Source organism: Variovorax atrisoli (genome assembly GCF_014195185.1).
GTDB classification, from domain to species: domain Bacteria; phylum Pseudomonadota; class Gammaproteobacteria; order Burkholderiales; family Burkholderiaceae_C; genus Variovorax; species Variovorax atrisoli.
In genome coordinates, this window is sequence record NZ_JACIBG010000007.1 from 34,593 (window position 1) to 53,992 (window position 19,400).

A 19,400-nucleotide genomic window follows, 5' to 3' on the forward strand; every position below is an offset into this window, starting at 1 on the left:
CGACGTCGTCGGCGCCGCTGCGCTTGAAGAAGCGGCGTCCACGCTGCCGGAGGCGACTTCAGGGCGCGTCAGGCGCGGCACCGCGGGCGGTCTCGACGGGCAGCTCGAGTTCCTTCGCCACCTCTGCGAGATACGCATTGACCAGCGGAATGGACAGGACCCGCTTGGCTTCCTCGCGCGCATCGCACGGCAAGGTGCCGAATTTCACATTGACCCCCGGAAAGGGCGAGACCTTCCCCGCTTCGACGCCCGCCAGCCATGCCTTGAAAAGGGTCCGGTTCTCCGAGGAGGGCTGATCGGATCTGTCCAGCGCGTCGAAGAGCGCCTGGGCATAGGCGAGGTAGTTTCTGAACGCGTGCACGTTGCCCGATATGTCGTCCGGGTTGTCGCCGAAGAGGCTGTCCCAGGCATGCCCCCAGATCACGTTGTAGGCCTTGAGCGTCTCCCCTTCGCCGTGCACGTGGGCGTAGCTGTCGCCCAGCGCATGGATCAGGAAGCCGACCTTCCAGAACTCCTTCCGGTTCTCGGGACGCAGGTCGAATTTCCGGATCATCGCGGCAAGGCGCTCGCGCCTCGCCTCGACCGCCTTCTGGTGCCCGCCGTGCAGCGAGTGAAGCGTTTCGACGATCCGCTGCCGGTAGGGAAGCCACACCACGCCCCATATCGCCACCGCGGTGGCCGAGTACGAGAGCGCCAGGTCATCGGGCGCCTGGCTGAACAGCGTGATCTCCCGGTTGACCTCGGCGCTGAGGCCGGCCAGTTCCGCCACCTTGTCGGTCGTGAAGTAATGGCCGTCGGGGGCGAACTCGATGTCGGGACGCGAGCACGCCTCGGGAAGCGGGTTGGGGTTGCCGGGACCTTTGCCGATTCTCTTTGCGGGCTCGGCAGGCTGCATGCCCTCATCTTGCCATTTGCCCTGCCTACAGCGTGGGAACAGTGCCGCCGTCGATCCGATATTCAGCCCCAGCGATCGAAGCGGACCGCGGGGATGCCAGGAAGGCGATCAGATCGGCTACCTCCTGAGGTGTGGCGGGGCGGCCCACCGGAATTCCGCCCAGCCAATCCATGACGATCTTCTTGCCGCCCTCGTAGTCCGTCCCGGCCTGTGCAGCCATCCGCTGCGCAAACGCGACGGAAGCCTCGGTCTCGATCCAGCCGGGTGCAACACTCAGCACGCGAACTCCCTTGGGCGTCACCTCCCTTGCCAGCGACTTGCTGTACGTGGTGAGGGCTCCCTTGGCCGCGGCGTAGGCGGTAGTCGACTCGGGCAGAGGCAGTACGCGCTGGATGGAACTCACGTGGATGATGACACCCGAGCCTTGAGCCAGCATCGCTGGAAGCAGCGCACGATCCAGACGCACGGCAGGCATCAGGTTCAGGTTCAACTCGGCGAACCAGTGCTCGTCACTGATCGCAGCGAAGCCGCCGCCAGGAGTCTTTGAGCCGCCGAGCACGTTGATCAAGATGTCGGCGCCGCCCCAATCCTGCAGGATGGCCTGAGCGAAGTGACTCGTGCCTTCTGCCGTCGACAGGTCGGCAGCCACGTAAGTGACCCCCTTCAGCGGCTGCGCTGGCACGGTGCGCGCGGACGTCGCCACGCGGGCGCCGGCCTCTGCAAGGGTTTTGACGACTGCAGCGCCCAGGCCCAGCGTGCCGCCGGTGACCACTGCCCGCAGGCCATTCAGGTGAAGGTCGAAGTTCATGCCGTGACCTCCAGCGATGCGATCAGGCCTCGTTCGAGGCGAAAGCGGTAGGACAGGACGATCGGGCTGCCCGGGAAGTTGCCGGTGACGTTGGCGCGCACGAGTTGGAAGCCGTCCTCCCGCTCGATGGCGAACGGCACACTCGTTGCGCCGTACTTGGCCGAGGCCTCGGCCATGAAGGCCTTGATGGCGTTGATGCCCGTGTAGGTGTGACCGTCGTCCTTCATGACGGCTTGCGACGTGAAGCAATGCGCCAGGGCTTCAGGCTTGTGCTCCGCCGCAAAGTACGCGGCGATCGGCTCGGGAAGGGTCAAGGTGTTCACTTTGTTGGCTCCATGAGATCACTGAAGCCCCGAGGATGCGCGCCGGGGAGAATTTAATGAATACCCTAGAATCCGGATGAGCTGTGTAGAAACGAATACATAATGCGCGGATCCGACTTTGCCGAGTTGAAGGCCTTCGTGGCCGTCGTGGAACGCCAGAGCTTCGCGCGTGCCGCAGAGCATCTGGGCCTCTCGCCCTCGGCACTCAGCCAGACCATCCGTCAGCTCGAAGGTCGCATCGGCGCTCGCCTTCTGAATCGAACGACCCGAAGCGTCGCGCCGTCGGCAAGCGGCGAGCTGCTCTACAGGCGCATAGCTCCGCTGTTCCGGGAGATGGCTGCTGCAGTCGCTGAAGCCGCCGATGCGACAGGACAGATGAGCGGCACGCTGCGCATCAACACGCTCGGGATCGCAGCGAGAACCATCATTGCCCCCCGCCTTTCACGCTTCCATCAAGCACACCCCGACGTGGTTCTCGACATCGTGGTCGACGACGCGCTGGCCGATATCGTTGTTGGCCGCTTCGACGCAGGGATCCGGGTGGGCAACCGGCTCGAGAAGGACATGGTGGCCGTGCGCCTCACACCGGACCTGAACATGGTCGCCGTGGCGTCGCCGGACTACCTCGCGCGTCGAGGAACGCCCAAGTCACCTGCCGAACTGCATGACCATGCATGCATCAACTGGCGCCTCCAGATGGACGGTAGGCACTATCGCTGGGAGTTCAAGAAGCGGGGGCAACGACTCGAAGTCGCGGTGGATGGCCCCGTCGTCACCAACCATGCCGACATCGGCATTGCTGCCGCACTGAACGGGCTGGGCATTGCCTATCACTTCGAGACAGATGGCGTGGGCGAGCTGCTGGCCCAGGGACGGCTCGTCCAAGTCCTTGCGGACTGGTCGATCTCGCGCCCGGGGCTGTTCCTCTACTATCCGAACAGGCAGCATCGACCAGCCCTCCTCGGCGCATTCATCGACTGCCTGCTGGATAGAAAACCGTTCGATGGGGTCTAGACCCTAGAACGGACGAGCGGCCGGGTGCCTTTCAGCCAGTTCTCCCTCACCTGGCCAACGGCGCCACCCCCAGACGCACCGGGAGGGCGCCCCTTGTCCGACGCCTCAGCTCTTGAAGAACGCCAGCAGATCCGGATTGAGAACGTCTGCGTTGACGGTGAGCATGCCGTGGGAATAGCCCTTGTACACCTTGAGCGTGCCGTTCTTCAGCAGCTTGATCGACTTCAGCGCGGCGTCGGCGATCGGAACGATCTGATCGTCGTCGCCATGCATGACCAGGGTCGGAATGGTGATCGCCTGGAGGTCCGCCGTCTGATCGGTTTCCGAGAAGGCCTTGATGCCGTCATAGTGGGCCTTGGCGCTGCCCATCATGCCCTGCCGCCACCAGTTCTGGATCACCCCCTGGGAGACCTTCGCGCCCTCGCGGTTGAAGCCGTAGAACGGGCCGGTCGCGACGTCGAGGAAAAGCTGTGCCCGGTTGTCGGCGACCCCCTTGCGGAAGCCGTCGAACACTTCGACCGGCAGGCCTTCCGGATTGCTCGCTGTCTTGAGCATCAAGGGGGGGACTGCGCTCACGAGCACGGCCTTCGCGGCACGGCCGCTGGGCTGGCCGAACTTCGCGACGTAGCGCGCAACCTCGCCGCCGCCGGTCGAGTGTCCGACGTGGAAGACCTTGGTCAGGTTCAGCGCCTCGACGACGGCGAAGGCATCGGCAGCGTAGTGGTCCATGTCGTGGCCCTCGCTGACCTGCGCCGATCGCCCATGGCCGCGACGGTCATGCGCGATCACGCGGTAGCCGCGCTGCACGAAGAAGAGCATCTGGGCATCCCAGTCGTCGCTCGAAAGAGGCCAGCCATGATGGAACATGATGGGCTGGCCGTCCTTGGGTCCCCAGTCTTTGTAGAAGATCTCTACGCCGTCCTTGGTGGTGATCGTGTTCATGAGGTGATGCCCTTTCTGAGAATGCGCTGTTGCGCGGTGCTTGGTGAAGGAAGTTGCATTCCCCGCCATCGGGAGACCGGCGATCGCCAGGGTCCCCGCGCCGGCGAGAAGAAGCTTGCGCCTGTCGCTGTCGAAAACGGTGTGAAGATCGAGCTGTTTCATGTGTGACCTCGGCAGCTTCAGGCTTGCGCTTCAAAGGCAGCGACTGAACGGACTGCCTCGAGAACGACATCGGCTTCCACCTTCTGTTCGGACACCCAGGCCAAGTGAACCAGCAGGACGGGGATCATGGGATCGGTGGGAATATTCATGGGTTTCCTGAAAGAAATCAACGGGCTCGGATCGTGCAAGCCCGCTGTTTGAAGACAGCGGCGATCCATCGAGCCTCACTATGAGGCGCAGCGCGCCGCGCGTATTGCACATTCGGCGCCCGGATTGAACGCTTGTTTTTCCTCCGCGTCCGAGGCGCCGCATCGGCTTGCGCGACAACCTCGCGACCGCCTTGGCCTCCCGCTCGACTATTGATTTTCAGGAACAAGTTTTTTGCCGCTGGCGGGGTTTTCCGGCAAGGGGGCCGAACGCACACTCGGCGCCGATCGCGCGCTGCTTCGCCTCGCTCGCGACCAGCCACCGCTCGGCCGTCGCGGCACGCCACATCTACACTGACGGCTGGCACGCAATGTGCGAAAGGAAGAACGAGTTCGATCGACTGCGTGAGGACCATCTTCAAGGAGGCGCGCAAAATCTCTATCCATCGTTCGTCGCAGCGCCGCCAATCGGATACCCCGTCACTTCAACTTCCGCCCTCCCAGTTCATGCGCGCCGAAATCACTCTCAACGAGGGGAGAGGTCAACCGCTCCCCGCAGGGCAAGGGCTCGCGCCACAAGACCTGCTCGGGTGCACGATCGACCATCTGCAGAGAAATCAGGAACTTTCGGCTGACGGCGTTCGCATCTATCGCAAGACCGTGAACGCCCATGAGCGTCACCATGTCGAGACGGCCGCCAGCGGGCGCGGCGTCCTGCTCGGCATCTCGTTGCGCGACGGTCATCGCCGACGGATCCTTCATGAACACCATGCGTCCTGCCATGACTTCGGCAAAGGCTCGATCTATGTCCGCGATTTCTGCGACCGATATCGCGCGGACATGCAAAGCGGCTTCGACTTCGTGCTGCTCGAGATCTCCCACCCGGCCCTGCAGCGCGCCATCGACGAAAGACCGGGGCCGCGCGTTGGCGGCCTGGTCGATGTCGCAGGCGTCAGGGACGAGGTGCTCGCCCATCTCGCAAGCGCGCTGATCCCTGCGCTCGAACGTCCTGCCGAGGTCAGCCTGCTGTTCATCGATCAGCTCAGCGTCGCGATGACGAGCTACCTGGTCGACAACTACGGTCGCGCCGCGCCTGCCACCGAGCCGCGGCCAAACCGGCTGCTTTCGCGTTCGCACGAGGCGCGCGTCAAGGAGATGTTGCGCAGCAAGATGGACGGCAGCATTTCGATCGCCGAGATCGCCGACGCCTGCAACCTGTCGCGCAGCTACTTCATCCGCGCCTTTCGCGAGACCACCGGCCAGACGCCGCACCAATGGCTGACCGCACAGCGGCTGGAACGCGCGCGCGCATTGCTGGAGGACGCCGAGCGGCCTCTGGCGGACGTGGCCGCAGCCTGCGGCTTTGCGGACCAGAGTCACTTCACGCGCGTCTTTTCCCAGCACACCGGCATGCCGCCGGGCGGCTGGCGCAAAAAGATGCAGCTTGAAAAATGAGGATGGCCGAACGCGGGTGCCGATACGAAACGCCCAGTTCTGAAGTCCTTCGTGCTCACCACCCCGCACCTGCTCGATCGACTGCGTGACGCCATGGAGCGTGCATTGCGAGGACCGCCCGCACCCTGGCCGCGCGCCGCGGCCTGCGGCTAGATGCCGAGCTGCGCTGCGATCGCCTGCCCCAAAATAGCGTCGACCAGCCGGAAGTGCTCGATCTGCCGTCGCTGGATGGTCTCGGGCACGCCTGCCATCGCCGCTGCGACGTTGGCGGCCAGACGCTCCCGCTCCGCGCTGCCCATCCGGCGGTACAGCGCAGTGGCCTGCACATAGTCCCCAAGGCCCTGGCGATCGTCGAAGCGCGCCGCGTCGCCGCTCAGCGGTAGCGCAGGCTCCGCGTGCCGTCGATCAGGACGCGGTCCGCCGAAGGAGTTGGGCTCGTAGTAGGCGTCGGTGCGAGGCGGCACGTCCAGCCGCATCGCACCGTCGGCGTGGTAGGTGTGCACCGGCGTGCGCGGTCGGTTCACCGGCAGCGCCGCGTGGTGCGTGCCGACGCGGTAGCGCTGCGCGTCGGCATACGCCAGCAGGCGTCCTTGCAGCAGCCTGTCGGGCGAGATGCAAAGGCCCGGCACCATGTGCGCGGGGTTGAAGGTCGCCTGTTCCACCTGCGCGAAATAGTTGTCGGGGTTGGCGTCGAGCGTGAGCTCGCCCAGTTCGACAAGCGGGAATTCGTCTTGCGGCCAGACCTTGGTGGGGTCGAAGGCATCGAAGGACAGCGCCTCGGCCTGCTGCTGGCTCATGAGCTGCACATGCAGCGACCAGCGCGGGTGCTCGCCACGCTCGATGGCCTCGAACAGGTCGCGCTGAGCGCTCTCGCGGTCCTCGGCGATGGTGGCGCGGGCCTGTGCATCGGTGAGGCAGCGAATGCCCTGCCGCGTCTTGAAATGGAACTTGACCCAGCAGCGCTCGTTGGCGTCGTTGATGAGCCCGAACGCATGTGCGCCGTAGCCGTGCATGTGGCGGTAGCTGCTGGGCAGGCCGCGATCGGAGAACAGCATCACGATCTGGTGGATGCTCTCCGGCGAGAGCGACCAGAAGTCCCAGATGGCGGTGGGCGAACGCAGGTGGCTCACCGGATGGCGCTTGAGCGCGCGCACCAGGTCGGGAAACTTCTGCGGATCGCGAATGCACGCCACCGGCAGGTGGCTGCCGACCAGGTCCCAGTTGCCTTCTTCCGTATAGGCCTTGAGGGCGAAGCCGCGCATGTCGCGCTCGGCATCCGCGCAGCCGCGTTCGCCCGTGAGCCCCGAGAAGCGCACCAGCACCGGCGTGACCCGGCCCGGCTGCAGGAAGTGCGCGCGGGTGTGGCGTGCAATGTCGCCCGTGATGCGCAGCTTGCCCAACGCGGCCGCGCCCTTGGCGTGCAGCACCCGCTCCGGAATGCGCTCGCGCGCCAGGTAGGCGAGCTTTTCGGCCATCTGGTAGTCCTGCAGGAGGATCGGTCCGCGCGGTCCCGCGGTGATCGAGTGCTGGCTGTCTGCCACGGGTGCACCGCCTGCGGTGGTCAAGGTCGGCGGCCTTGGGTTTGTCGTCATGGCGATGTCCCTGATCGAGTCTCGCAGCATGGTGAGCCGCAGGAACGCGCGTGTCTTGAACAGGAGTCGTCTGTTTTGAACGACGGCAGGCTGCAAGCCCCCATGCTGCGACGCAACAGCACCCGAATCTGCAAGGCCGCACCCAACCCGACAAGACGACGCCGCGCGCAGGGTGCACCATGGAGCCCCACCCACGACCGGCCCCTGCCATGAAACCCACCCTGCCCCAGCTCATGAGCCTCAACGGCGGCTTCGTCGACACCGCAGGCTTCCTGGCGCTTCACGGCCTGTTCACCGCGCACGTGACGGGCAATTTCGTGACCATCGGCGCGGCACTGGTACACGGCACCTCGGGCGCGCTCACCAAGCTGCTGGCGCTGCCTGTGTTCTGCGCGGTGGTGATGCTTGCCCGCCTGCTGAGCTACAGCCTGCCCGGCCTGGGCCTGCCGGTGATGCGGACCATGCTGGTGCTCAAGGCGGTGCTGCTGCTGGCGGGCGGCGTGCTGGCCATCCTTTTCGGCCCCTTCGCCGACGGCGACAGCGCAGCGGCGATGCTCGCGGGCCTGGTGCTGGTCTCGGCCATGGCCCTCCAGAACGCGGTGCACCGCATCCACCTGGGCAGCGCGCCACCCACCACGCTGATGACAGGCACGACCACGCAGGTCATGGTCGACCTGGCCGACCTGATGCGCGGCGGCCAGGCACCTCAAGACAAGGCCGCAGCGCATGCCCGCATACGGCGCATGTCGGCCGCGGTGGCGTGGTTTGCCGCCGGCTGCGCGGCGGCGGCTCTCATCTACGCGCGTTGGGACGTGTGGTGCTTTGCCGTGCCGCCCGTGCTGGCGGCGCTGGCGGTGGTGCTGCAGGGCAGCACGCACGAAGGCGACGCCGCCGCGCGGTAGCACCGCGATCCCTGGCTCCGGTGCCGGGGGTCACTTGTAGAGCCAGCGCGCCATCAGGCGCGTATACCTCGGCATGATCAGGTACACCATCAGCCCCACGATGGCGGCTGAAGCAATCAGGTGCTCCACCGCATGGAAGGACAGCACGGGCACCGGCGCGAGCAACCAGTGCAGCACCGCGGGCACGAGCATGGTCAGGGGGTAGATCACCGACAGCGTCAGCAGGAACTGCTTGTAGCGTTTGGCCGGCGGCTGCCCCGCGGGCGGGTGGAACCAGAACTCCAGGCCGCTGCGTGTCTCGACCTTCTCTTCCGTCTCCAGTAGCGGCTGCGCCTCTTCGATCAACCGGCGGCGAGCGTCCGAGTCGAACCAGTCCTGGGCATGCGCGAGCGAGTCGAAGCGGATGGTGATGGTGTACTGCAAGCTCCCTGCCGCCGGGTGAATCACATTGACGCCGCGGTGCCCCGGAAAGCGGGACGCAATGGGCACCACCTTCTTCAGCCATCGCTCATAGTCTTCCACCCTGTCGCGCCGAACGGTCTGCTGGATCACGGCCGTGACGGTTTCGGCCCCGGGCGGCGCGCGCCCGGCGATCTCGTCCAGCGTGGCGGTGCGCAAGGCGGGTTGTCGGTCGTCGGCGGTCATGTTCGGTGGCCTGTTCAAGGGTCTCAGAGGCCGATCATCTTGCGACCCTCGTCGGTCAGCAGGTCGTGCGTTTCGGGGTGTGCGCGCATGTAGCCATTGAACACCGGGCACTGTGGAACCACGCGCAGCCCGCGCTCGCGTGCCGAGGCGAGGCCGGCGAGCACGAGCTGCTTCGCGATGCCCTGCCCCTGCAGGGCTTCGGGCACGAGCGTGTGAATGAACGTGATGACGTTGCCTTCGAGCGAATAGACGGCGACCGCGTGATGGCCTTGCGACACATATTCGAAGCGGTGCTTCGCCGGGTTGTCCTGAACCAGGGAAGAGGCAGGAAGGGAAGGAGAAGGCGAAGAAGCAGTGGTCATGGAAAGCTCGCGACAGGGACGGTTGGATTCAATGCAGGTGCCGCAGGTGCAACGGCCGGCGGGGCGCTGCGGCGGTGGCTCCGTCATTCTTCCCGAACCGGCGCACCAGGTGGGCGCAGATGGTCAGTGCCAGGTGTTGCTGCACGAGCGAGCCGGCGCGTTGCGGCCGCTCGAACAGGGCCAGCACGGCCGCACCCAGGCTGCACATCACCGGGTCGACCACGCCGGGGACACACACCAGGCTGCTCACATGCACCATGCCCGACGCGCGCGCCACGGTGCGCACCAGCGCGTGCGGCACGTAGAACTGCAACGCATCCAGCGGGTTGCCCAGGTAGCTCGCGACCTCGTCGCGCAGATCGACGATGCCGAGGGCACCCGGCTCATAGCCGCGCACCACCGAGGGCCGCCCGCGCACCCAGGTTTCGTGATGGCGCATGCCGAGAAGGTGCAGTGTGACTAGGAAGGCATCCTCGGGAGGGATCTCCCGCTTCATGCCCAACTGGTCGGACAGGCAAGTGATGCGCGTGACGACGAAGGGCGCCATCAAGGACTCCGCGCCAGCTGCGGGCGCGTTGGGCGCCGGCAGCATGACGAGCGAGGGCGCGGATGGCAACTCGAAGTACCGGCCCAGCAGGTCGCCGTAGGCGCCTTCGCGCGTCACGGAAAGCATCTGCCCTTGGTGAACGCCGGCGGACCGGCATTCACCACCGAATCCCGTTCCTTGCAGGAACGCTCACTGCCATCACGCAAGGCAAGAGTGGCCACAGCGGGGGCAAAAACAAGGGGACTCAGCCCTGGCGCACCGACTCGAACAGGAACCACGTGCGGCGCTCGGCCTCATCGATCCAGTTCTCCAGCACGCTGGCCGTGGCCACGTCGCCGTACTCGTCGCACACCGCGTGCGCGGCGCGCATGAAGCCGGCCAGGCGCTGGTTGTCCTCGCGCAGTTCGGCCAGCATGCCGATGGGGGACACGAAGTCGGCGTCGTTGTCGGACAGGCGCTGCAGGCGCACGGCGTGGCCGGTGGAACGCAGCGTGGTGCCGCCCACCTTGCGCACGCGCTCTGCGATGGGGTCGACCGTGGCGAAGATCTGGTCGGCCTGCTCGTCCAGCAGCAGGTGATAGTCGCGAAATGACGGACCCGACATGTGCCAATGGAAGTTCTTAGTCTTGAAGTACAGCGCGAACACGTCGGCCAGCAGCACGTTCAGTGCGGCGGAAATGTCGCGCGTGGCGTCGGCGCCCAGGTCGCTCGGCGTGTGCAGCGATGCCACGCGGCGCGCCTTGGTTCTGTCGGCCAAGGCCTTGACGGCTTTGGCGGTGTTTGCGGTCTTTGCAGGCTTGGTGGACTTGGATGTGGCCATGGGTCTTCCTTGGAAAGTGCCGTGGGTTGGCGAAATGCCGTCTGCCGTCAGCGAGGCAGATGGCAAAGACGAAAAAGCGGGGATCGGTCCTTGGAGCGCATCCTCGTTGCAACGAAGGTGCGCGTCTTGTCGATTAATGAGGCCGTTTGGATATTTGCCGTCGCGGTGCCCAGGCGGCGGGCAATTCGTTCGTTCGCGGGTGACCAACGAAATCGAACTCGCAGTGGCGCGCGACGTGCCGGCGCTCATCATCTGCACATCGCCGGCCAGATCATCGAGCCCGTGCTCATCGAGTCCTCGTGCTGAAGCGCGCCGTACAGCGCGGAAGTAAAGCTCTCCATGGCGCGGCTCGGATATCGCCACGTCTGTCTGGTTCATGGCACAGGCACCTTCCTACTTCGGCTGCTGCTGACGACAGATGTTCGTTCCTACGGTCGTCAGCTGGAGCGATCCGCCCAGCCATTCGAGCCAAGCCAATGAGACCAGATCGTCGATCACCGCCTCGTCGATCTCGCCTGCACGCCGGCGATGCAGCAAGTCAGCCACATGGGGCAGATCGGCGCGAAGCGCTTCCCGCCGAGAAAGGGAGAGAAACGCTGGAGTCATGCGAGGTCCTTCATGCAGATGCATGCGAACCAGCCTAACACCCGAAGGCCGCCTGCAGCACACGAAAAGAAAAACCACACCGCGCTGAAACCACCTACACTAGACGCATCGACTGCGGCTTGCTCGTTGCCTCAGTCCTTGATTGACACCTCGCGGCAACCGCTGACCGCCAAGGCCTCACCTCCCCGACAAGCTGACCCATTCCCGTCGGCCCTTGCGGAGCGTCATTCTCCTCAGCGAGTTCCATCGTCGGTCCGTTCAACGCATTCTGCGGACCGCTCACCGTTTCCCCCACAGATCAACTTCGTGTGCCTGACCAGCCCAGTGCTGGCACGCATGCTCGGCGCGCGCCTCGAAGGCAACCGCCCGCTTCATCACATGCAGATTCCACAGGCCCACGAGGTGGGCAGATACCTCGTCACCCCCATGACCAAGCTCACCGAGAGCGGGCAGTACGCCGCTTCGGTCTCCGTCCGCCGCGGCATGCATGACCGGGTCTTCCGGCTCATCCCGCGCTTCGACAGCGCCGCACGTGCGGCGCACTACGCATTGGTGCAGGGCCGCCACTTCGTGCTGAACAACCAACTGGCCTGAGCATCCGGCCGATCATTGAAGGAGCTTCGTGGGTAAGGAAGAACTGATTGAAATGCAGGGTCGAGTACAGGAAGTACTGCCCGATTCGCGTTTTCGCGTCACCCTGGACAACGGACACAGCCTGATCTGCTACTCGGGCGGCAAGATGCGCAAGCACCGCATCCGGGTGCTGGCAGGCGACAAGGTCTCGCTGGAGATGTCGCCCTACGACCTCAACAAGGGACGCATCACTTTCCGCCATCTCGAACCCCGCTCCCAGAGCGGCTCTCCCCCCGTGCGGCGCCCTGCCCGATAGGCTCGCCTCCCGATGCGTCCTGCATCGGACTCAACCCGTTTTTCGACCACTCAAGAAAGCAATCATGGATAACAAGCTCTACGTCGGCAATCTCTCATACACGACTCGCGAGGACGCGCTTCAACAACAGTTCGCGCCATTTGGTCACGTCGCCTCGGCGAAGGTCATGACGGAGCGCGATTCCGGCCGCTCCAAGGGCTTCGGTTTCGTCGAGATGGGCTCGCCTGCGGAAGCGCAGGCCGCCATCAAGGGGCTCCACGGCAAGGAGATCGATGGCCGGGCACTGACCGTCAATCTCGCCCGCCCGATGGAGCCGCGCACCGGTGACTTCGGCGGCAACCGCAGCTACTGAACCATCATCGATCGTGATGCCCTCTTCCGCTCGGCATGCGGCGGGGGCAGACAACGCCGCGGCAGTTGCGCATGTTGCATTGCTCCGGCGCATCGAGCACGCGATCTTTCCGCTGGCCGTCGTCAGGCCCGAGTTGGCCCTGCTCCCGAAGGGTATCGGCCGACCTTGCCATTGAGCCAAGCCTGCATCTGCAGCGCGAGCGTGAGGCGGCTGTAGGCGGCGGAAGCGCGCCAGCGTGCACACTGTGGGCAAAGGAGTGATCGCCATGCTTCCCATGCCCCGTTTCTCCAAGCAGGTGTGCGCCGCCCTGGCCCTGAGTTTCTCGGCCTGCGCGATGGCGGCCGATCCGCCGCTCGACGCGGCTGCGAGCGACCCCGCCCGGCTCGGCTGGATGGTGGGGGCGCCCCCGCCGCCCGAGCGGCGTCTGCGCTTCGACGACGGCAGCTATTTCCGCTTTCCGGCCTTGCGCTGGAGCGTTGCGCATTTCCGCGAACTCATGCCCACCGCCAATGTCTCGCGCGGCCTGGGTGCACCCGCGCCGCTGCCGCGCGCGCTGCGCGCCGACATTGACGATCTGCGCTTCACGCCGCTGGGTGCCAAGGAGTCGATGACCTGGGCCGAATCGCTGGCCGCCAATTACACCGACGGCATCGTGGTGCTGCACCGGGGGCGCGTGGTGTACGAGCGCTACTTCGGGGCCCTGACGGAGCAGGGCCAGCACGGCGCCATGTCGATCACCAAGTCGTTTACCGGCACCCTGGGCGCCATGCTGGTGGCCGAGGGCACGCTCGACCCCTCCAGGCGCGTGGCCGACTACGTGCCGGAGCTTGCGGCGTCGGCCTTCGGCAGCGCGACCGTGCGCCAGGTGCTCGACATGACCACGGGCCTGCAGTTCAGCGAGGATTACGCCGATCCCAATGCGGAGGTCTGGGCCCATGCCCAAGCGGGCAGTCCGCTGCCCAAACCCCAAGACTATGCCGGCCCGCGCAGCTACTACGAATACCTGCAGACCGTGCAGCCGGAAGGCCGGCACGGCGGTGCGTTCGCCTACAAGACCGTGAACTCAGACGCGCTGGGCTGGATCATCGCGCGGGTCACGGGGCGCTCTGTGGCCGCGTTGCTGTCCGAGCGCATCTGGAGCCGCCTGGGCACAGAGCAGGACGCCTACATGACGGTGGACTCTACCGGCACGCCGTTCGCGGGCGGCGGGCTCAACACAGGCCTGCGTGACCTCGCTCGCTTCGGGGAGATGCTGCGCAACGGCGGCCGCCACAACGGCCAGCAGATCGTGCCTCGCACGGTAGTGGACGACATCCGCCGCGGCGGCGACCGCGAGGCCTTTGCTCGTGCCGACTACACGCTGCTGCAGGGCTGGAGCTACCGCAATATGTGGTGGGTCACGCATGGTGCCGATGGCGCGTTCATGGCGCGCGGCGTGCACGGCCAGCGGCTCTATGTGAATCCCGGCGCGGGCGTGGTGATTGCGCGCTATGCATCGCACCCCGTGGCGAGCAACGCGTCGAACGATCCGACCACGCTCCCCGCATTCGACGCGCTGGCTCGCCAACTCGCGGCTCCACCGCGGTGATTCGCTGCCGCTCACTCGGCAGAAGGGGATCAGTGGAGCGTGACAACGGGGCCCGGTCTTTTTGGTCCGAGAACCCGTTGGGCTATTGCTCGGGGTTTTCACCGTTCAGACCATGGCGTGGCGTGGGCTTTCTCTCAGAACTCCAGGGCGTTTTGCTGAAGAATGGCTAAAATGGCTAATCACTCTTCCTTGAGTCCAGTCATGCAAGTCAGTGCCACCGATGCCAAGAACCGCTTTGGCTACTACCTAAGTCAGGCTGAGCGCGAGCCCGTGCAGGTCATGAAGAACGACCGCGTCGCGGTCGTGATGGTCTCGGCTGCCCGTTACGCCGAACTCGAGGCGCTCGAACGGACAAAGACGCTCGGCCAGCGCAAGCGCGAATTCAACGAGACCTATGCAGAGTGGATTGCTGCCCAGAACGGGCTTGTCGAGCGCGTGGGTGTTTTCGGCGAGGACTACCGTCCCTGGTGATCGCAGGATGGCCCAGTTCGACGTCTACGCCAACCCGTCCAAGACCCAGCGCGGCGAGATTCCCTGGATGGTGGACATCCAGAGCGAGATTCTCGATAAGCTCCCGACTCGTCTCGTGATGCCATTGGCGCTGCGTGCCAACATGCCGGCGGCCATGCCGCGGTCGCTCTGTCCGACCATCGGCTGGAACGGAGCGACGCTGGTGGCTTTACCGCATCTGGCCGCACCCTTTCGTGTCAAGGATCTGGGGGCTGTCCAGGGCAACCTCCGATCTCAGGCCAGCGATTTCGTGGCCGCGCTAGATGCAGTGATCAGCGGAATCTGAATCGAGCGTTCAGTACGTCGCGCTCTACCGGCGGTGTGGCTGCAAAGAACGAAGGTATCCAACAATCCCTCGCAGATGGCATGTGCGATGCGTTGGGCCCGCCGCGGCTGCGGTAGTGAACGCTCGACCCATACGGATGCGCAGTTCGGAGGCGTCTGCAGGGCAAGAAGCAAGCTTCCAGCTCGGGCGGGAAACGGATCTGCCCACCCACACACAGCTTTTGAAGACCCTGTGTGCCAATTTGACGGCCGTCCAGACCCGGCCGACGAGCGTCCCCGACGCGCAACACGCGGCACCGCCGGCATGCCGCCATCCTGCGTTCCTGTGCCATGATGAAGTTAACAAATCCACTCCCCATACCCGGGCGCTGACCCCGCCCTCTGTTAGCACCGCTTCACCTTGGCCTACCTTGTCGCACTTCTGATGTTCGTCGCATCGCTGTGCCATGCGCAGACGGCGCCAGTGCAGCGCCTGCGCATCGTCGGAGGACTCGCCGGGGTCACGCAGTTCACGGGGCAGGAGGAGCAGTTCTGGACGCGCGACCTCGCGGCGCTGTCCGGAGGGCGCTACACCGCCAGCATCGTGCCCTTCGACCGCGCGGGCGTGCCGGGCCAGGAGATGCTGAACCTGATGCAGCTGGGCGTCGTACCCTTCGGGACGGCGCTGCTGAGCCAGATTTCCACGCAGTTCCCGGAGTTCAGCGCGGCCGACATGGCCGGACTGAACCCGGAAGTTGCCACGCTGCGACGCGTGGTGGGCGCATTCCGTCCCTACCTGTCGCAGACCTTGCGCGAGCGCTATGACGTGGAACTGCTGGCGGTCTACATCTATCCGGCGCAGGTGGTGTTCTGCAACAAGCCGATGCAGCAGCTCAGCGACCTCGCGGGCCGGCGCACCCGCGTCTCCAGCTCCATGCAGGCCGACTTCGTCTCGGCGCTGGGCGGCACGCCCGTTTACACCGAGTTCTCGCAGATCATGGCGAACATGAAATCGGGCAACACCGAGTGCGCCATCACCGGCACCATGCCCGGATACACACTGGGCCTGCACCAGGTGACCAGCGCGCTCTATGCCATGCCCTTGAACTGGGGGGTGGCGGTCTTCGCCGCCAACCGCGAGAGCTTCCAGGCACTGCCGCCCGATCTGCAGGCGCTGCTGCGCAAGGAGCTGCCGCGGCTGGAAGCCGCGGTATGGGCCCAGTCGGAGCGCGAGACCGAGGAAGGCATCGCCTGCAACACCGGTGCGGCAGGTTGCAGCAAGCCGGCCCAGGGACACATGACGGCCGTGCGGCCCTCCCCGCAGGACGAGGCCCGTCGGCGCGAGATCTTCGCGAACCGCGTGCTGCCCGGCTGGGTGCAGCGCTGCGGGCCGGTGTGCGCCACGGTGTGGAACCAGACGATCGCGCCGGTGGTCGGCATCCGGGCCAGGACAACGACACAGTGACGCCGCGATTTCCCCGTCGCATCACCGCCGTCATCTATGGCGTGGCGCTGTCCTTGCTCGCCACCGCGGGAACGGTGGCCGCCGTCATCGTCTGGGAGGCCAGGCAGAAGGCCATCGTCGATCACGAGAACCAGACGATCCGCTTCGTGGCCGGTTCCGAAGCGGCACTCAATCGCGCGCTGCTGAGCGTCGACATGCTGCTCGCAGGCGCCAACGAGATTCTGCGCGGCTCGACAGCCGCCAGCGCCGCGAGCGAAGCGAGCAGCCCTGGACCGCACCAGCTGCTCGAGAACCTGGTGCGGCAAAACCTGCTCGTGCGCCACATCGCCTTCGTCGATGCGCGCGGCACGGTGGTGGCGTCCTCGGACCGCCGCGGCGACAGCCTGCCGCTCGCCCTGCCCGCAGGCTTCGTGGACAGCGTGCTGGCCAAGCCCGTGTCCACGCTGGCGATTAGCGTGCCGGCCGTGAGCATGGTGACCTCGCAGAAGGTGCTGTACCTCGCCCGTGCCGTGACGCTGGCGGACGGCTCGCGCATGCTGTCTGTGGCGGAGGTGCAGCTGTCGCTGCTCGCGACGATCATGACGCAGGGCGCCGGCCTGCGCGGCCTGGAAGTCACGCTGGAACATGACGCCGGTCCGCTCTTGGCGAGCCTGCCGCCACGCGACGACCTCGGCGGCCGGCCCATCGAGCCGGCCATGCACGAGCAGACCAGCGACGGCAAGCCGAAGCGCATGGCCGCGCGCCTGAGCGGCGAACCGGCCATCGTGGTGGCCCGTCCCACGCTGCACCGCAATCTGCTGATCGTGGCGAGCTTGCCGTTGAGCGCGGCGCTGCAGGACTGGCGCCGCGAACGCGACCTGGTCGCGTGGACCGGTGCGCTCATCGCGCTGATGAGCGTGGCCGTGGCGCGCTTCGCGCACGTCCAGCTGCGCCGTCAATGGCACTCCCGCATGGAGCTGGTGCGTTCCAAGGCCACGCTGGACCAGGCGCTGGAATCCATGGCCGAGGGCTTCATCCTCCTGGACGCCGAGCACCGCGTGCTCAACTGGAACCACAGCTTCGTCGCGATGTTCCCGTGGACGGCATCGATGATCGCGCCACAGCTGCCCTTTCAGCGCATCATGGACGAAACCGCAAAGCACGTGGTGCACGGGCGAGGACCCGCCGGCTGGTCGGCCCTGAATGCGCCGCAGCTCGCACAGGCGCACTCCGAACAGGAGGCGCTGCTGCAGAACGGCCAGGTGATCCGCGCGACGCGCAGCCGGACGCCGGACGGCGGCCTGGTCTGCGTCTACCACGACATCACCGAGAAGCGTCGCCACACCGCCGCCATCATCGAGAGCAAGGCGCAGCTGCAGGCGACGCTCGACGCCCTGCCCGACCTGTTGCTCGAGGTCGGGCTCGATGGCCGCTGTCATGGCCATCACGCGCCGCGCGTGCCATTTCACGTCGCAGGATTCGAAAGCCCCGTGGGGCGTACCCTGCAGGAACTGCTGCCGTCCGATGCTGCCTCCCAGGTGATGGCGGCGCTGCGCGAGGCCCACGCCAGCGGCTACTCGGCGGGGCGCCAGTTCGAGCGGCGCGACAAGGGCGAACGCACCTGGTTCGAGATCTCGGCGTCGCGCAAGGCGGTTGACGAGGCGGTCGATGAGACGGTCCATGGACCGATCGACGACGACGCCAGCAGGACCGATGCGCCTGGCGCGCGCTTCATCGTGATCCTGCGCGACATCACGCAGAGCAAGCGCGCCGCGCGCGAGATCGAACACCTCGCCTTCTACGACACGCTCACGGGCCTGCCCAACCGGCGGCGGCTGCTCGACCGCCTGCACCAGACCCTCGGCAGCGCCGCGCAGCGCCCGGGGCTGTGCGCGCTGCTCTTTCTCGATCTGGACAACTTCAAGACGCTGAACGACGCGCTCGGCCACGACGTGGGCGACGTGCTCCTCCAGCAGGTGGCGCAACGGCTCAAGAGCTGCCTGCGCGACGGCGACACCGTGGCACGCCTGGGCGGCGACGAGTTCGTGGTGATCCTGGACGACCTGGACGACGAGATCGCGGTCGCAGTCTCGCAGACCGAGACTGTCGGCGCAGCCATCCTCGCGCACCTGAACCAGCCCTATACGCTGGGCACGCAGCACCATCACAGCACCTGCAGCATCGGCGCCTCGCTGTTCGATGCCCGTACCGCCTCGATCGAGGAAGTCCTCAAGCAGGCCGACATCGCCATGTACCGCGCCAAGACGGACGGCGGCAACGCGCTGCGCTTCTTCGAGTCGGACATGCAGACCCGCATCACCGCGCGTGCCGCACTGGAGAACGAGCTGCATGCCGCCATCGCGGCACAGCAGTTCGTGCTGCACTACCAGAGCCAGGTGACCAGCGAAAACCGCGTGGTGGGCGCGGAGGTGCTGGTGCGCTGGCACCATCCGGTGCGCGGGCTGCTGCTGCCGGGCCAGTTCATCGATGTGGCGGAGGACACCGGGCTCATCATCCCGATGGGCCTGTGGGTGCTGGAGACGGCCTGCAGGCAGCTCACGGCGTGGCAAGGCGACCCGCGCCGGCGACACCTCAAGCTGTCGGTCAACGTCAGTGCCCGGCAGTTCCGCGAGGGTGACTTCGTCGATCAGGTGAGCCGCGTGCTGACGCGCACCGGTGCCGATCCGGGCAAGCTCGAACTGGAGCTCACCGAGAGCCTGCTGCACGAGAAGGTGGCCGACGCGATCGGCAAGATGGAGGCACTCGCCGCGCTGGGCATCCAGTTCTCCATGGACGATTTCGGCACCGGCTTCTCTTCGCTGTCCTACATGACGCAGTTGCCGCTGAGCCAGGTGAAGATCGACAAGTTCTTCGTGCACCGCATCGGGCTGGACCCGAAGGTGGAGTCGATCATCCAGGCCATCATCGGCATGGCGCGCAGCATGGAACTGGAACTCGTGGCCGAAGGCGTGGAGACGCCTGCGCAGCGCGAGTTCCTGCTGCGCCATGGCTGCGAACTGTGCCAGGGCTACCTTTTCGGCGTGCCGCAGCCGCTGGAAATCTACGAACGCGAGCTCGACGGAGAGCTTCCTGCCTCGAATCTCGCCTTCGTGCCGCAATAGGCGCACACGTTC

22 protein-coding genes are annotated in these 19,400 nt (G+C 66.0%); 11 read left to right on the forward strand and 11 right to left on the reverse strand.

Features of this window, described 5'->3' with window-relative positions:
• Positions 1-58: 58 nt before the first annotated feature.
• The 3 genes from FHY06_RS23195 to FHY06_RS23205 are packed head-to-tail and all read right to left on the reverse strand — an operon-like array spanning position 59 to position 2,026.
• Positions 59-895 carry a hypothetical protein gene (locus FHY06_RS23195; RefSeq protein ID WP_184606424.1) on the reverse strand — a complete coding sequence of 279 codons (837 nt, stop codon included), beginning with the start codon at positions 893-895 and terminating at the stop codon, positions 59-61.
• Positions 896-920: 25 nt separating this feature from the next.
• Positions 921-1,703 (reverse strand): SDR family oxidoreductase, encoded by a 783-nt coding sequence (locus FHY06_RS23200; protein WP_184606425.1) that lies wholly within the window; start codon positions 1,701-1,703, stop codon positions 921-923.
• The gene (locus FHY06_RS23205) at positions 1,700-2,026 is read right to left on the reverse strand and encodes a nuclear transport factor 2 family protein (RefSeq protein ID WP_184606426.1); all 327 of its coding nucleotides are present in this window, start codon (positions 2,024-2,026) and stop codon (positions 1,700-1,702) included. The genes FHY06_RS23200 and FHY06_RS23205 overlap by 4 nt, the downstream gene beginning before the upstream one ends.
• Before the next feature lie 102 nt (positions 2,027-2,128).
• Between FHY06_RS23205 and FHY06_RS23210 the strand changes: the two genes are divergently transcribed.
• On the forward strand, positions 2,129-3,040 hold the full coding sequence (locus FHY06_RS23210) for a LysR family transcriptional regulator (protein ID WP_126185595.1): 912 nt from the start codon (positions 2,129-2,131) through the stop codon (positions 3,038-3,040).
• Between the two features lie 105 nt (positions 3,041-3,145).
• Here the strand turns inward: FHY06_RS23210 and FHY06_RS23215 are convergent, their stop codons facing one another.
• On the reverse strand, positions 3,146-3,982 hold the full coding sequence (locus FHY06_RS23215; RefSeq protein ID WP_019657251.1) for an alpha/beta fold hydrolase: 837 nt from the start codon (positions 3,980-3,982) through the stop codon (positions 3,146-3,148).
• 179 nt (positions 3,983-4,161) lie between these two features.
• Positions 4,162-4,293 carry a hypothetical protein gene (locus FHY06_RS34920; protein ID WP_260310611.1) on the reverse strand — a complete coding sequence of 44 codons (132 nt, stop codon included), beginning with the start codon at positions 4,291-4,293 and terminating at the stop codon, positions 4,162-4,164.
• A 402-nt stretch (positions 4,294-4,695) separates the two neighbouring features.
• On the opposite strand from FHY06_RS34920, the gene FHY06_RS23220 reads away from it, so the two are divergent.
• Positions 4,696-5,745, forward strand: a complete 1,050-nt coding sequence (locus tag FHY06_RS23220) for an AraC family transcriptional regulator (protein ID WP_311733719.1) — start codon at positions 4,696-4,698, stop codon at positions 5,743-5,745.
• Positions 5,746-5,894: 149 nt separating this feature from the next.
• Here the strand turns inward: FHY06_RS23220 and FHY06_RS23225 are convergent, their stop codons facing one another.
• Complete coding sequence (locus FHY06_RS23225; protein ID WP_260310612.1) at positions 5,895-7,337, reverse strand: catalase; 1,443 nt, start codon at positions 7,335-7,337, stop codon at positions 5,895-5,897.
• 209 nt (positions 7,338-7,546) lie between these two features.
• Here FHY06_RS23225 and FHY06_RS23230 point away from each other — a divergent pair, with 209 nt between their 5' ends.
• Positions 7,547-8,239: a YoaK family protein gene (locus tag FHY06_RS23230; protein ID WP_184606428.1), complete on the forward strand. Its 693-nt coding sequence runs from the start codon at positions 7,547-7,549 to the stop codon at positions 8,237-8,239.
• A 30-nt stretch (positions 8,240-8,269) separates the two neighbouring features.
• Here FHY06_RS23230 and FHY06_RS23235 read toward each other — a convergent pair whose 3' ends face one another.
• The 5 genes from FHY06_RS23235 to FHY06_RS23255 all read right to left on the reverse strand — a co-directional run bounded on the left by FHY06_RS23235 (position 8,270) and on the right by FHY06_RS23255 (position 11,219).
• Positions 8,270-8,884: an antibiotic biosynthesis monooxygenase gene (locus FHY06_RS23235; RefSeq protein WP_184606429.1), complete on the reverse strand. Its 615-nt coding sequence runs from the start codon at positions 8,882-8,884 to the stop codon at positions 8,270-8,272.
• Positions 8,885-8,907: 23 nt separating this feature from the next.
• A complete protein-coding gene (locus FHY06_RS23240; protein WP_126185601.1) occupies positions 8,908-9,246 on the reverse strand; it encodes a GNAT family N-acetyltransferase in 339 nt (112 codons plus the stop codon).
• 28 nt (positions 9,247-9,274) lie between these two features.
• Positions 9,275-9,919, reverse strand: a complete 645-nt coding sequence (locus tag FHY06_RS23245) for an AraC family transcriptional regulator (RefSeq protein WP_184606430.1) — start codon at positions 9,917-9,919, stop codon at positions 9,275-9,277.
• Between the two features lie 118 nt (positions 9,920-10,037).
• Entirely contained in the window at positions 10,038-10,613 is a 576-nt protein-coding gene (locus tag FHY06_RS23250) for a Dps family protein (protein ID WP_260310613.1), read from the reverse strand.
• A gap of 393 nt (positions 10,614-11,006) precedes the next feature.
• Positions 11,007-11,219: a hypothetical protein gene (locus FHY06_RS23255; RefSeq protein ID WP_019657240.1), complete on the reverse strand. Its 213-nt coding sequence runs from the start codon at positions 11,217-11,219 to the stop codon at positions 11,007-11,009.
• A 378-nt stretch (positions 11,220-11,597) separates the two neighbouring features.
• Here FHY06_RS23255 and FHY06_RS23260 point away from each other — a divergent pair, with 378 nt between their 5' ends.
• From FHY06_RS23260 to FHY06_RS23295, 8 genes are all read left to right on the forward strand, one after another.
• A complete protein-coding gene (locus tag FHY06_RS23260; RefSeq protein WP_184606698.1) occupies positions 11,598-11,813 on the forward strand; it encodes a hypothetical protein in 216 nt (71 codons plus the stop codon).
• A 28-nt stretch (positions 11,814-11,841) separates the two neighbouring features.
• Positions 11,842-12,108, forward strand: coding sequence for a translation initiation factor IF-1 (gene infA / locus FHY06_RS23265; RefSeq protein ID WP_019657238.1), 267 nt, complete (start codon positions 11,842-11,844; stop codon positions 12,106-12,108).
• Between the two features lie 64 nt (positions 12,109-12,172).
• Positions 12,173-12,460: an RNA recognition motif domain-containing protein gene (locus FHY06_RS23270; protein ID WP_184606431.1), complete on the forward strand. Its 288-nt coding sequence runs from the start codon at positions 12,173-12,175 to the stop codon at positions 12,458-12,460.
• 334 nt (positions 12,461-12,794) lie between these two features.
• The gene (locus tag FHY06_RS23275) at positions 12,795-14,048 is read left to right on the forward strand and encodes a serine hydrolase domain-containing protein (protein WP_260310662.1); all 1,254 of its coding nucleotides are present in this window, start codon (positions 12,795-12,797) and stop codon (positions 14,046-14,048) included.
• Between the two features lie 201 nt (positions 14,049-14,249).
• Entirely contained in the window at positions 14,250-14,519 is a 270-nt protein-coding gene (locus FHY06_RS23280; protein ID WP_019657235.1) for a type II toxin-antitoxin system prevent-host-death family antitoxin, read from the forward strand.
• A gap of 7 nt (positions 14,520-14,526) precedes the next feature.
• Entirely contained in the window at positions 14,527-14,844 is a 318-nt protein-coding gene (locus FHY06_RS23285) for a CcdB family protein (protein ID WP_019657234.1), read from the forward strand.
• 423 nt (positions 14,845-15,267) lie between these two features.
• Complete coding sequence (locus FHY06_RS23290) at positions 15,268-16,287, forward strand: TRAP transporter substrate-binding protein (protein ID WP_184606699.1); 1,020 nt, start codon at positions 15,268-15,270, stop codon at positions 16,285-16,287.
• The gene (locus FHY06_RS23295) at positions 16,284-19,388 is read left to right on the forward strand and encodes a bifunctional diguanylate cyclase/phosphodiesterase (protein WP_184606433.1); all 3,105 of its coding nucleotides are present in this window, start codon (positions 16,284-16,286) and stop codon (positions 19,386-19,388) included. The genes FHY06_RS23290 and FHY06_RS23295 overlap by 4 nt, the downstream gene beginning before the upstream one ends.
• The last annotated feature ends 12 nt before the right edge of the window (positions 19,389-19,400 follow it).

What these genes read in the sequence shown, in the direction of transcription:
- FHY06_RS23195 (WP_184606424.1), bottom strand. Translation starts at nt 895, where the DNA reads ATGCAGCCTGCCGAGCCCGCAAAGAGAATCGGCAAAGGTCCCGGCAAC.
- FHY06_RS23200 (WP_184606425.1), bottom strand. Translation starts at nt 1,703, where the DNA reads ATGAACTTCGACCTTCACCTGAATGGCCTGCGGGCAGTGGTCACCGGC.
- FHY06_RS23210 (WP_126185595.1), top strand. Translation starts at nt 2,129, where the DNA reads ATGCGCGGATCCGACTTTGCCGAGTTGAAGGCCTTCGTGGCCGTCGTG.
- FHY06_RS23215 (WP_019657251.1), bottom strand. Translation starts at nt 3,982, where the DNA reads ATGAACACGATCACCACCAAGGACGGCGTAGAGATCTTCTACAAAGAC.
- FHY06_RS34920 (WP_260310611.1), bottom strand. Translation starts at nt 4,293, where the DNA reads ATGAATATTCCCACCGATCCCATGATCCCCGTCCTGCTGGTTCACTTG.
- FHY06_RS23225 (WP_260310612.1), bottom strand. Translation starts at nt 7,337, where the DNA reads ATGACGACAAACCCAAGGCCGCCGACCTTGACCACCGCAGGCGGTGCA.
- FHY06_RS23230 (WP_184606428.1), top strand. Translation starts at nt 7,547, where the DNA reads ATGAAACCCACCCTGCCCCAGCTCATGAGCCTCAACGGCGGCTTCGTC.
- FHY06_RS23235 (WP_184606429.1), bottom strand. Translation starts at nt 8,884, where the DNA reads ATGACCGCCGACGACCGACAACCCGCCTTGCGCACCGCCACGCTGGAC.
- FHY06_RS23240 (WP_126185601.1), bottom strand. Translation starts at nt 9,246, where the DNA reads ATGACCACTGCTTCTTCGCCTTCTCCTTCCCTTCCTGCCTCTTCCCTG.
- FHY06_RS23245 (WP_184606430.1), bottom strand. Translation starts at nt 9,919, where the DNA reads ATGCTTTCCGTGACGCGCGAAGGCGCCTACGGCGACCTGCTGGGCCGG.
- FHY06_RS23250 (WP_260310613.1), bottom strand. Translation starts at nt 10,613, where the DNA reads ATGGCCACATCCAAGTCCACCAAGCCTGCAAAGACCGCAAACACCGCC.
- FHY06_RS23255 (WP_019657240.1), bottom strand. Translation starts at nt 11,219, where the DNA reads ATGACTCCAGCGTTTCTCTCCCTTTCTCGGCGGGAAGCGCTTCGCGCC.
- FHY06_RS23260 (WP_184606698.1), top strand. Translation starts at nt 11,598, where the DNA reads ATGCAGATTCCACAGGCCCACGAGGTGGGCAGATACCTCGTCACCCCC.
- FHY06_RS23270 (WP_184606431.1), top strand. Translation starts at nt 12,173, where the DNA reads ATGGATAACAAGCTCTACGTCGGCAATCTCTCATACACGACTCGCGAG.
- FHY06_RS23275 (WP_260310662.1), top strand. Translation starts at nt 12,795, where the DNA reads ATGGCGGCCGATCCGCCGCTCGACGCGGCTGCGAGCGACCCCGCCCGG.
- FHY06_RS23280 (WP_019657235.1), top strand. Translation starts at nt 14,250, where the DNA reads ATGCAAGTCAGTGCCACCGATGCCAAGAACCGCTTTGGCTACTACCTA.
- FHY06_RS23285 (WP_019657234.1), top strand. Translation starts at nt 14,527, where the DNA reads ATGGCCCAGTTCGACGTCTACGCCAACCCGTCCAAGACCCAGCGCGGC.
- FHY06_RS23290 (WP_184606699.1), top strand. Translation starts at nt 15,268, where the DNA reads ATGTTCGTCGCATCGCTGTGCCATGCGCAGACGGCGCCAGTGCAGCGC.